This window comes from Polaribacter sp. 20A6 (assembly GCF_011378915.1).
Taxonomy (GTDB): domain Bacteria; phylum Bacteroidota; class Bacteroidia; order Flavobacteriales; family Flavobacteriaceae; genus Polaribacter; species Polaribacter sejongensis.
In genome coordinates this window covers 828,277-840,542 of the sequence record NZ_WTPZ01000002.1, presented here as the reverse complement: position 1 = coordinate 840,542, position 12,266 = coordinate 828,277, and the positions used below count along the sequence as shown (strand labels likewise).

11 protein-coding genes are annotated in these 12,266 nt (G+C 31.2%); 2 read left to right on the top strand and 9 right to left on the bottom strand.

Annotated features, from left to right (window positions below; genetic code table 11):
- Positions 1–20: 20 nt before the first annotated feature.
- The 6 genes from nqrF to GQS57_RS07370 all read right to left on the bottom strand — a co-directional run bounded on the left by nqrF (position 21) and on the right by GQS57_RS07370 (position 6,095).
- Positions 21–1,331 carry an NADH:ubiquinone reductase (Na(+)-transporting) subunit F gene (nqrF, locus tag GQS57_RS07395; protein WP_165731927.1) on the bottom strand — a complete coding sequence of 437 codons (1,311 nt, stop codon included), beginning with the start codon at positions 1,329–1,331 and terminating at the stop codon, positions 21–23.
- 2 nt (positions 1,332–1,333) lie between these two features.
- Positions 1,334–2,062 (bottom strand): NADH:ubiquinone reductase (Na(+)-transporting) subunit E, encoded by a 729-nt coding sequence (nqrE, locus tag GQS57_RS07390; protein ID WP_165731925.1) that lies wholly within the window; start codon positions 2,060–2,062, stop codon positions 1,334–1,336.
- 79 nt (positions 2,063–2,141) lie between these two features.
- Entirely contained in the window at positions 2,142–2,789 is a 648-nt protein-coding gene (locus GQS57_RS07385) for an NADH:ubiquinone reductase (Na(+)-transporting) subunit D (protein WP_165731923.1), read from the bottom strand.
- 3 nt (positions 2,790–2,792) lie between these two features.
- Positions 2,793–3,539 (bottom strand): Na(+)-translocating NADH-quinone reductase subunit C, encoded by a 747-nt coding sequence (locus GQS57_RS07380; RefSeq protein WP_165731921.1) that lies wholly within the window; start codon positions 3,537–3,539, stop codon positions 2,793–2,795.
- A 2-nt stretch (positions 3,540–3,541) separates the two neighbouring features.
- Positions 3,542–4,741 carry an NADH:ubiquinone reductase (Na(+)-transporting) subunit B gene (locus GQS57_RS07375; protein ID WP_165731919.1) on the bottom strand — a complete coding sequence of 400 codons (1,200 nt, stop codon included), beginning with the start codon at positions 4,739–4,741 and terminating at the stop codon, positions 3,542–3,544.
- A 4-nt stretch (positions 4,742–4,745) separates the two neighbouring features.
- Positions 4,746–6,095 (bottom strand): Na(+)-translocating NADH-quinone reductase subunit A, encoded by a 1,350-nt coding sequence (locus tag GQS57_RS07370; protein WP_165731918.1) that lies wholly within the window; start codon positions 6,093–6,095, stop codon positions 4,746–4,748.
- Between the two features lie 204 nt (positions 6,096–6,299).
- Here GQS57_RS07370 and GQS57_RS07365 point away from each other — a divergent pair, with 204 nt between their 5' ends.
- Together GQS57_RS07365 and GQS57_RS07360 are read left to right on the top strand one after the other, a co-directional pair.
- Positions 6,300–7,517 carry a DUF5103 domain-containing protein gene (locus GQS57_RS07365; protein WP_165731917.1) on the top strand — a complete coding sequence of 406 codons (1,218 nt, stop codon included), beginning with the start codon at positions 6,300–6,302 and terminating at the stop codon, positions 7,515–7,517.
- A gap of 62 nt (positions 7,518–7,579) precedes the next feature.
- Positions 7,580–10,009 carry an ATP-binding protein gene (locus GQS57_RS07360; RefSeq protein WP_165731916.1) on the top strand — a complete coding sequence of 810 codons (2,430 nt, stop codon included), beginning with the start codon at positions 7,580–7,582 and terminating at the stop codon, positions 10,007–10,009.
- Here GQS57_RS07360 and GQS57_RS07355 read toward each other — a convergent pair.
- The 3 genes from GQS57_RS07355 to GQS57_RS07345 all read right to left on the bottom strand — a co-directional run.
- Entirely contained in the window at positions 10,002–11,360 is a 1,359-nt protein-coding gene (locus GQS57_RS07355; protein WP_165731915.1) for a sigma-54 dependent transcriptional regulator, read from the bottom strand. The two genes, GQS57_RS07360 and GQS57_RS07355, sit on opposite strands and share 8 nt — an antisense overlap.
- A gap of 126 nt (positions 11,361–11,486) precedes the next feature.
- Positions 11,487–11,849, bottom strand: coding sequence for a hypothetical protein (locus GQS57_RS07350; protein ID WP_165731914.1), 363 nt, complete (start codon positions 11,847–11,849; stop codon positions 11,487–11,489).
- A 93-nt stretch (positions 11,850–11,942) separates the two neighbouring features.
- Positions 11,943–12,266: hypothetical protein (locus tag GQS57_RS07345; protein ID WP_165731913.1), on the bottom strand; the 324-nt coding region annotated here is incomplete at its 5' end.

The window sequence follows — 12,266 nt, the reverse complement described above, 5'->3', positions numbered from 1 at the left end:
GTATTATAATTAATTGAAGTCTATCCTCCAAAGTCATCAAAACGAATGTTTTCGTCTGCAAGACCAAAATCTTCACCCATTTTCTGAACGGCATTGTTCATTAATGGTGGTCCACAGAAATACAATTCTAAATCTTCTGGTGAGTCATGCTTAGATAAATAATTATCAATTACACAATTGTGAATAAACCCAACAAAACCATCTCCAGCTTCATCATGAATATCTGTTTTCTTTGTCCAGTTATCTGCCTCAGTTGGGTCAGATAAAGCAATATAGAATTTAAAGTTTGGAAAATCTTTCTCCAATGCTCTAAAGTGTTCGATATAGAATAATTCTGCTTTAGAACGACCTCCGTACCAATATGTTACTTTTCTACCCGTTTTTAAGGTTCTGAATAAATGATATAAGTGAGAACGCATTGGTGCCATACCTGCTCCACCACCTACATATAACATTTCTGCTTCAGATTCATTAATAAAGAACTCTCCATAAGGTCCAGAAATAACACATTTATCTCCTTTTTTAAGGTTGAAAATATATGAAGATGCAATACCTGGATTAACATCCATCCAGCCACCTTTTACTCTATCAAAAGGGGGTGTTGCAATACGTACATTTAACATAATTTCTCTTCCCTCTGCTGGGTAAGAAGCCATAGAATATGCTCTTTCTACAGTTTCTGTATTTTTCATTACTAATGGACGTAAGTTAAACTTATCCCACTCACCTTCAAACTTGTCTGGTGTATCGTGCTCTTCTGGATGTGCAGTAATATCCATATCAGAATATTTTACTTCACAAGCTGGAATTTCAATTTGAATATATCCACCTGCTTTATACCCCATATCTTCTGGAATTTCAACAACAAATTCCTTAATAAATGTAGCTACATTGTAATTTCTTACAACAACTGCATCAAATTTCTTAATTCCAAAAATTTCTTCTGGAATAGAAATATCCATGTCTTGTTTTACTTTTACTTGACAAGCTAAACGAATTCCTTCTTTTAATTCTTTACGAGTAAAGTTAGGTATTTCTGTTGGCAAAGCTTCACCTCCACCAGAATTTACGTGACACTCACATTGAATACAAGTTCCACCACCTCCACATGCAGATGGTAAAAATATCTTTTCGTTTCCTAAAGTTGATAGAAGAGAACTTCCTGAACCAACTTCTATTTTACGCTCACCATTAATAGTAATTGTTACTGGACCAGATGGCGATAGTTTTTGTTTTACAAATAATAATAACGCGACCAATACCAGTGTTAATACTAAAAAAGCTGCTACTGTTGCAATTATGGTTCCTGTTGTACCTGCTGCTAATATCATATCTACTCTTGGTTTGTATTTGTGTTTTCAGCTACAATTTCTTTCGTTGCTGGTTTTACTTCTTCTTTCTTAATACTAGCTTCCGTAGCTGGTTTTTCTTCTTCTTCATCACCACCACCAGTTAACATTCCTCCAAAGCTCATAAATCCAATAGCCATTAATCCTGTAATGATAAACGTAATTCCTAAACCTCTTAATGCAGGTGGAACGTTAGAGTATCTAATTTTTTCACGAATTGCAGCAATTGCTACAATAGCTAAAAACCATCCAATTCCAGAACCAACTCCGTAAGTTAATGCTAAACCTAAAGTAGGAATTTCACGAGATTGCATAAATAAACTTCCACCTAAAATTGCACAGTTTACAGCAATTAATGGTAAGAAAATACCTAGTGAGTTGTATAATGAAGGTGAGAATTTTTCAACAATAATCTCTACCAATTGTACCATGGTTGCAATCGTTGCAATAAACATGATAAATGATAAGAAACTTAAGTCGTATTCTGCATACTCTGCACCCAACCATTTTAATGCGCCTGGTTGTAAAATATATTGATCTAATAACCAGTTTAATGGTACAGTAACTGCTAATACAAAAATTACAGCAGCTCCTAAACCAACGGCAGTAGTTACTTTTTTAGATACGGCAAGGTAAGAACACATTCCTAAGAATACTGAAAATACCATGTTATCTATAAATATCGATTTGAAAAATAATTCTATATGTTCCATATTTTTAGTTTTCAGTTTTTAGTATCAGTATTTAGTGAGCATTTTACTGCAAACTGTAACTGCTTACTGCAAACTCATTTTAATTTTCTTCTATTAATGATGTGTTTTTACTACGCTGTATCCAAATAATAATACCAACTACAATTAATGCCATTGGAGGCATAATCATAAATCCATTATTTTCGTAACCAAATGCATACAAACCTGTTTTAGTAATAGGGTCTCCTAAAACTTTAAATCCTAACAAAGTACCAGAACCTAATAATTCTCTAAAGAAACCTACAATAACTAAAATTAAACCATAACCTGCAGCATTACCAATTCCATCTAAGAAAGATTTCCAAGGTCCGTTTGCTAAAGCAAAAGCTTCAAAACGTCCCATAATAATACAGTTTGTAATAATTAACCCAACAAAAACAGAAAGTGTTTTACTCAGTTCGTAAGCAAAAGCTTTTAAAACTAAATCTACCACAATTACTAAAGCAGCAACTACAACTAGTTGTACAATAATTCTAATTTTAGATGGTATAATGTTACGCATTAATGAAATAACCACGTTTCCTACAGCCAATACTGCCATAACTGAAAACGCCATAATTAAAGATGCTTTTAATTCTGCTGTAATAGCTAAAGCAGAACAAATACCTAATACTTGTATAGTAATAGGGTTGTCATCTAATAAAGGGTCTGTAATTAATGCTGCGTCTTTTTTTGATAAAAGTCCCATAAATTATTTTTTTAAAGTTTTAAAATAAGGAATGTAAAGCTTTAACTCATCTTTAATCATTGCAGACACTCCGTTACCTGTAATTGTTGCTCCCGCGATGGCATCTACTTCATTATCCGTTTTATCTACGTTCATTGGGTCGTTATTACCTTTTGCTACATCAACTCCTTTAAAGTTTCCATTGCTAGATAATAAGTGTTCTCCAATAAAATCATCCATAAAAAAACGTTGTTTTATGTTTGCACCTAAACCAGCAGTTTCTCCTTTATGATCAAAGTAAGCACCTTGTATAACCATGTCTTTATCTATAGAGATATAAGCCCAAATTGCATCCCAAAGTCCTTTTCCTCTAATTGGTGCAATATAAAAAGTAACACCATCTTTCTCACCAATAAACAATGGTAAGCGACGCTCGTTTCCTTCTTTTGCGCTTGTTTGTTCTTTTTTAATATCAATTAAAAACGCTTTATCATCCTCAGTAACTTTATCACCTTGAATAACTAATTGTTTTTTAATGTATTTTTCAAATTCCTCTTGAGCAATATCTGTAGAAACAAAGTTTGCACTTGTTTCGTCATTATCATTTACGCCCATAGCGTACAAGATATTTTGCTGTTTTTCTATACGTTGATTCGCTGTTATGGTTGGTCTTAAAGACGAAGCCGTAAAAGCCAACATAGTACCAACAACTAATACCATTGCTACGGCAAAAATCATTGTATATGAATTACTATCTGTTCTCTTACTCATAATTAGGCAGTTTTAACTTTAGCACGTTTTAATCTTTTCTTTACATTTCCTTGTACCACATAGTGATCTATTGTTGGAGCAAAAACATTCATTAATAAGATTGCTAAAAATACTCCTTCTGGGTACGCTGGGTTAAATACACGAATCATAATTGACATAAAACCAATTAAGAAACCGTAAATCCATTTCCCTTTATTTGTTTGTGATGCTGTTACAGGATCTGTAGCCATAAAAACAGCTCCAAATGCTAAACCACCAATCATTAAGTGTTCCCACCAAACCGTATTCATTAATCCATAAAAAGAACTAGATTCTGTAATAATATCTGCGGCTACAATTTGATTAAAAATTAATCCCATAACGGCTGCTCCTATAAATGTAGAAACAATTATTCTCCAACTTCCAATCTTAGTAAAGATTAAGAAAGCAGCTCCTAAAAGGATTAATAATGTAGATGTTTCTCCAACAGAACCAGGAATGAATCCCATGAACTTATCAAAATTAGAATAAATTACTTCACTGTTTTGAGCGTAACTACCTAAAATAGTTTCACCAGAAATTGCATCTGCAGTTCCTGCTCTATTTACAGCATCGTGTACCCAAACTTTATCTCCAGACATCCATGTTGGATATGCGAAAAACAAGAAAGCTCTAATGGTTAAAGCAGGGTTTAAGATGTTCATTCCTGTACCACCAAAAACTTCTTTACCTATTACTACACCAAAAACAACGGCAACAGCTAACATCCATAACGGTGTATCAACTGGCACTATTAATGGCACTAACATACCTGTTACTAAGTATCCTTCTTCTACTTCATGACCTTTAATGATCGCAAAAATAAATTCTACTCCAAGACCAACTCCGTAAGAAACGATTACTAATGGTAATACTTTTAAGATTCCAATCCAAAGATTATCTAACGTAAAAAAGTTAGCTAATACATCTGCTCTTAAAGAACCATCTATTGCTGCATAGTGTTGATAACCTGCATTAAACATTCCAAAAAGCAAACAAGGAACTAAAGCCATAATTACCGTATTCATGGTACGCTTTAAATCGTCTGCCGCTTTTATATGAGTTCCTCCGTGAGTAACATCATTTGGTAAATATAAAAAGGTATGGATTGCATTAAATGCAGGTGCCATTTTGGTTCCTTTATATTTCTCTTTTAAATTATGTAAATTTTGTTTTAAGCCCATAATCTTATCCTAATTCTTCTCTCATTAAATCTAAACCTTCACGTATTATTTTCTGGTGAGGTTGTTTAGATACACAAATAAATTCTGTTAGTGCAAAATCTTCTGGAGCTACTTCGTAACCTCCTAAAGCTTCCATTTCATCTAAATCTTTATACATACATGCTTTTAACAATTGCATTGGATAAATATCTAAAGGAAAAACATTTTCGTAAGAACCTGTTACAACAAATGCTCTATGCTCTCCGTTTGTGTTTGTATTTAAATCGTATTTTTTCTTTGGTGTTAGCCAAGAAAAAGTTAATGCTCTAGATGTAGATATTTTATTAAAAACTGGTTTATTCCAACCAAATAATTCATAATCATCTCCTTCTGGAATTGCAGTAATCTGATTGTCATAATACCCTAAAGAATCTGCTTCTTTTACTTGCTTTCCAGAAAGTACGTTTCCGCTAATAATTCTTGTATTATCATTTACTAAATTCCCAGCAGTAACATCTGCAATAGTTGCTCCTGCAATAGCAGTTACATATTGTGGATTGCTAAATTTAGAACCTGTTAAGGCTACTGTTCTAGTTGCATTATACCTACCTGTTAAAAGTAATTCTCCAATAACAATTAAGTCTTGTGGTGTAACTACCCAAACAACTTCTCCTTTGTTAATAGGATCTATATTTGCAATTAAAGTACTCACATTCCCAGAAGGATGCGGACCGGAAACCTTGTGTAATTCTATTCCTTTTATGTTAGCTAATGGTGAGTTAGAATTGGCTCCTACAGAAACATGCACTTTACCTTCAGTAAGTTTAGAAACCGCTGTAATTGCTGCTTGCAATTCGGCTTCTTTACCTGCTAAAGTAAAATCTAAATCTGCTGCTAAAGGTGCACTTGCATACCCAGAAACAAAAATAGCTTTAGGTGCTTGGTTTGGATTTGCAACAACATCAAAAGGACGTTGTTTTACAAATGGCCAACAACCAGAAGCAAATAAATGATTCTTAACTTCTTCTGCAGACATTTTATCTGCATCTTTAGCCCCGAAATCTTTATATTCTTGTGTTGTGTCTGCAGAAATTTTAACTGCTAATACTTTTCTTCTTGCTCCACGTATAACCTCTACTACTTTACCAGAAACAGGACTAGGAAATAAAATGCGTTCGTCACTTTTTGAATAAAAAAGTACTTCTCCTGCTTTTACTTCTGCTCCTTCTTTGGCAACAAGTTTAGGTGTAATTCCGTGAAAGTCTTCTGGCTTAACCGCATAAATACTACTTAAAGAAACCTCTTTAGTCGTTTTTTCTGCAGCGCCAATAAGCTTAATATCTAAGCCTTTTTTAATACGAATGTCTTTTGACATAGTAAATTGGAATTGTTAGTTATCTTAAAAAATCAAGCAAATTTAGGCTTTTTGCTATGTATGAGTGAAACATTTTAACTTTTATCTTAGTTAAATATTCTTATTTATAATTAATCTAAATAATAAGAATAAATGAAAACGTTTTAGTTATAAATTTTGGCTTAAATATTGATAATTAAAACAAATGAACACTATTTTTGTAACATGTATAAAAAGCTTCTAATCACTGTTTCAATCCTATTTTGCCTAAACTCTTTTTCGCAAAACATAAAATCTATTCAATTAAGACCATTGCAAGAAAATAACTTTTCTGCCATTGTTCCTTTAGGCACTGTATTAGAATTATCTTTTGATGATTTAGATGCAGATAGTAAAGATTATCAATATAAAATAGAACACATGACACATGATTGGGAACCTAGCAGAATGTCATCTAGCCAATACATTAATGGTTTTGACCAAAACACCATTATAGAAGTAACCAATTCTTTTAACACATTACAAAGTTACTCCCATTATTCTGTTCAAATACCGAATGTAAATACCGTAATTACCAAAAGTGGAAACTACCTTTTATCTGTTTTAAATAGTTATGACGAGCTTATGTTTACAAGACGTTTTGTTTTATACGAAAATGCCACAACAGTTGGTGTATCCGTAGAAAGAAGTAGAAATACAAAAACATTAAACACACAACAAACAGTTCAGTTTTCTATAACGCATCCAAACATAAAAATAAATAATCCTAGTCAAGAAATAAATGTTGTTATCCTAAAAAATAATAATTGGAACGAGAAAATAACAGATTTACAACCTACATTTTTTAAACCTAATCAATTACTTTACACCTACACCAACAAAACAAATTTTTGGGGAGGAAACGAATACCTCAATTTCGATAATAAAATTATTAAAAATAATAGTTTAAACGTAGTTAAAGTAATAAAGGAAGATGTTTTTCATCATTATTTATATCCTTATACATTTAATCAATTTAACGAATACAAATACAACCCAGATATTAACGGACAATTTGTGGTTAGAACTATAGAAGCAGATGATTCTAGAACGGAAGCTGATTATGCAATGATGCACTTTTCTGTTTTGGCTGATGAACCTATTGCGAATAAAGATCTTTATGTTTACGGTGCTTTTAATGATTTTAATATTACGGAAGAAAACAGAATGGAGTATAATTCTAAGGAAAAATACTATGCAGCAAATATACTTTTAAAACAAGGTTTTTATAATTACACTTTTGTTACTTTAGATGCTAACGGAAATGTAAATACAAATGATATATTGGGCACATTTTATGAAACCGAAAATGAATACACTGTAATTGTTTATTACAAACCTTTTGGTAGTTTTTATGAACGTGTAATCGGTATTGGAAACGGTTATTTCAATCAGAATAGGTAAACAAAATATTGCTTTTTTTTTATAAAATTAGCATGCTTTAAAAAATATTACACTCTTACTTTATGAAATCATTAAAAAAGAATATTACTTTTAAAGTTATAATAGGCTACATCATACTTGGTCTTTTAGCAACTATTGCTGGTTTTTTAGTGCTTTCTGAACTAAAAACATTTACACAATTACAAAAACAAGATATCTCCGACAGAAACGTAATTGTTAGAACCGGAACTTTAATAGCTCACATATACAAAAATGAAAGTATCGCTAGAGCTGCACTACAATTAAATTCTCCAACAAAATTTAATGAATACCTAGAAGAAAATAAAAAATTAGTATCAAAGATAGACTCACTGAGCCTTATTGTTACTAACAATTCTCAAGAGTTTATTTTAGATAGTATAAAATTAATTATTGATAAAAAACTGAAAAATATTATAGATTTAAAAGATCTAAACACCAATTATGATTCCAACAAACCTATAACTGAAGCCATAAATAAATTAGGCTCTATAGATTCTTTACTTTTAAAAATTACCATAAATGATTTTATTAAAAACCCTTTATATTTTGATAACGGAACGAGTTCTAAATTAGAAAATTTTGCACTGGCTCTAAACCAATACGTACCCAAAGATTCTATCAATAATATTGAACAAAAGCAAATAGACTCGTTGGTTTCTATTTCTAGAAAAATGCTAAAAGAGGCTCAAAACAAAAACAATAGTCAGCGTTTTTATCTAAGAAAAAAACAAAATGAACTTATAAATAATGATTTAACCATTTCTAGAAAGCTACAAGAATTGTTAGAAAATCTTGAAAAAGACATCCTTTTCTATACTAGTAATATGGATAAACAAAGAGAAGCAACATTAAACCAGAGTAGAAAAATTATCTTATTTGCAGCCGGCATTAGTTTTATCATCATTATTATTTTTTCTATTATTATTTTAAGTGATTTCTGGAAAACCCAGCGCTATCGTTTACAATTAGAAAAGGCGAATAGCACCACACAATCGCTTTTAAAAAGTAGAGAGCAGTTAATTTCTATGGTAAGCCATGATTTAAGAACTCCGCTAAGTACTATTTCTGGTTTTAGTGAATTACTTCAAAAATCGACAGAGAACACAAAAGACAAAAATTATTTAGACCATATACGAAGCGCATCAACATATATGGGACAGTTGGTAAACGATCTTTTAGAATTCTCTAAACTAGAAAATGGCCATATCGCTATAGAATCTATTCCTTTTAATCTAGAGAATTATATTAATGAGATTATTCTAAATTCGAAAAACATCATTCAAGACAAACCCGTACGCTTTGTGGTTAAACAAGACGATTCTATTAACAGTCTTATTATTAGTGATCCATTTCGAATTAAGCAGATTCTATATAATTTAATTGTAAATGCATGTAAATTTACAAACGAAGGTACCATTACTATTCAAAGTTCTATAAAGCAACAAAACCACAAGAGCACCTTAGAAATTTTAATTATAGATACAGGAATCGGGATTAGTAAAGACAAAAAAGCAACTATTTTTAATGCCTTTAATCAGGCAGAAAATGCAAGCGACAACAATTTAAAAGGTTTTGGTTTGGGGTTAACCATCTCTAAAAAACTAGTTGAACTTTTAGGCGGAAAACTAACCCTAGATAGCAAACTAAATATAGGAAGTACTTTTACCTTAAAAATACCGGTAAAATTGTCTGACAAACCAATTATAAAAACTAAAGAAATTAAAAAGACAACGACCGCTTTTAACTTAACCGCTGTTGTTGTAGAAGATGATGCTTCTGTCCGCCTACTTTTAAATGATTTTTTAAAACAATTTAATATTGAAGTATACACATTTGAGAATGCACAAAATGCGATTAATGCTATAGATGAAATTTCATATGATTTTGTAATCACAGATATTCAACTTCCAAAGATGAATGGAATTCATTTTATGGAAATCCTTAAAAATCATAAACTTTATAAAAATCAACCGATTATTGCAATGACCGGACGTGCAAATATTTCTAGAGAGGAGTATTTAAAAATTGGCTTTGCAGAAGTGTTGATAAAACCATTTAACTCCAACCAGCTTCAAGATGTTTTACATCGTTTTTTTAAGTCGAGTAGTATACCAATTAAAACCAAAGTAGTAGAAAGTACAGAAAAAGCAACTGTAGGTTTTAGTATCAAATCTTTACAATCTTTTTTAGGTAATGATATTGCTTCCATAAAAAACACCTTACAAATTTTTTTAGAAGACACTAAAAAGAATAGCTTAACACTAATAAAAGCCAAAGAAGAGGCTGATATTAAGACGCTAAATGAAATAAGCCACAAGATGCTTAGTATGTTTAAACAGCTAGAGGTAAAAGTCGTAATTCCTTATTTAGAAGTATTTGAAACTACAACAACTATTGATAAAACCAAATTTATTGATTTTGAGAAACAGTTAAATAATTTTATAAAAACTTTAGAAGAGTACCTTAATTAAGGTCATACTCTTTCATTTTATTATAAAGTGTTTTTCTAGTAACATTTAATAATTTTGCTGCTTGAGTCTTATTATTTCCTGCTTCTTCTAGCGCACTAATAATAAGTACTTTTTCATTTTCTTTTGTAGAAAATTTATTTGATGAAACGGTGTTTTCTTTTACTTTAGTTAATTCACTTGGTAAAACATCTACATCAATAACTTCTGTTTTTGTTAATAAAGTAGCTCTTTTAATCACATTAGACAATTCTCTTAAGTTACCAGGCCACTGATAATTCTGAAAAATAGTTAATACTTTTTTAGAAAAACCAATTACAGATTTATTCAACTGTTTGTTTGCCTTGTTTAAAAAGAAATCTGCATATAAGATTAAATCGTCTTTTCTATCTTTTAAATTAGGGACTTTTATAGAGAATTCATTTAAACGATGGTACAAATCTTCTCTAAAATCACCTTTTTCAACCGCCAAAAGCAAATCTTCATTTGTTGCGGTAATCAAACGAATATCAACATTAATTTCTTTACTACTTCCAACCGGTTTAATTCTTCTTTCTTGCAAAGCACGTAACAGTTGTATTTGATTTTCATAAGACAAATTACCTACTTCATCTAAAAAAAGAGTCCCTCCATTTGCAGATTCAAAATGCCCAATCTTATCCTCATTAGCACCTGTAAAAGAACCTTTTTTATGTCCGAAAAACTCACTAGAAGCTATTTCCCTAGGTATTGCACCGCAATCTACCGCTATAAATGGTTTGTTATGCCTAGGACTCTGTAAATGAATTGTTTTTGCAACCACCTCTTTTCCTGTACCACTTTCACCTGTAACCAGCACAGACATATTAATAGGAGCTACAAGAGAGATATACTCATCAAGAACTTTAGAAGAACTACTAATACCTTTTACAAAACCAGTATCTGTATTACTATTTTCTTTTTCTTGCTTCGCCTCTTTTTGCTGTTTTTGTTGATGTTCGGCAGCATCATCTGCTTTTTCTTCTAAAGCATTGCTAATAACTTCTAAGACCTCAGTTGGGTTAAAAGGTTTCGAAATATAATCAAAAGCTCCTTGTTTCATTGCTTGTACAGCTGTAGAAACCTCTGCATAACTAGTCATTAAAACTACCGGAGTAGCCTTTTTACTAAGTTTTATTTGCTTTAACAAGGCAATTCCATCACCATCAGGAAGACGTAAATCTGTAAAAACTAAATCGTAATTCTTCTTTTCTAACTGTTGTAAAGCATTTTTTATATTATAACTCACCTCTACAACATACTTATGTCGTTTAAGAAACTGCTTCAACATTTCTGAAAATGCTACATCATCTTCAACTAATAAAATCTCCTTCATAAAGCTTATACATTTGTTACAAAAATATCAAGATAAATTGATTGTAATCAAAAAAAAAGACATTTTAATTAAAAAATGTCTTTCTCTTCCGAAAAATTGAGTTTAAAAAATATTTAAACCTTTTTACTACTCAGTTTTTTCTTCACTAAAATCCCCTTCTTCTTTTGCTGTTATAATGTCTGTACCTTTTAACCAGTTACCTTCTTTATCTAAATAAACTACACCTTTTGTTCCATCTGCAGTAAGTTCAATCTTGTATTGCTCACTATCATTTAGATACGCTTTAACAACAGTGGCTGTAGAAAAATCTCTTGAAATTGAGGTAGAAACCGCTTCTGGTAATTCCTTTATTTCAATTTCTTTAAAATCGTCGTTGGTTGCTACCATCACAATTTCGTCTACATTGTTGGTGTTGATATCGTTTGCTGCAAATACTGTTGCTCCACTTGTTAAAACTGCTACAGTTAATGTTAAAACTAATTTTCTCATGATTTTATATTTTTGATTATTTTATGATTGAATGTGTGATAATTAAAGATCCCTTAGACCTATAATTGTGTTACTTTTTTTTATGAATCAGAATTACTCTACTACTACAACATCAGATTCTTCTAACCAATTTCCATCTTTATCAGCGTAAACTACACTTTCAGTTCCATCAGTAGTCAATTCTATTTTATACTGCTCACTACCGTTTACATAAGCTTTTACAACAGTAGCTGTTGGAAAATCTTTTAAAATTGCGTTAGAAACTGCTTCTGGTAATTCTTCTAATGTAATTTCTTTAAAATCTTCATTGCTTACTACAACTACAATTTCGTCTACATTATTGGTGTTGATATCGTTTGCTGCAAATACTGTTGCTCCACTTGTTAAAACTGCTACGGTTAATGTTAAAACTAATTT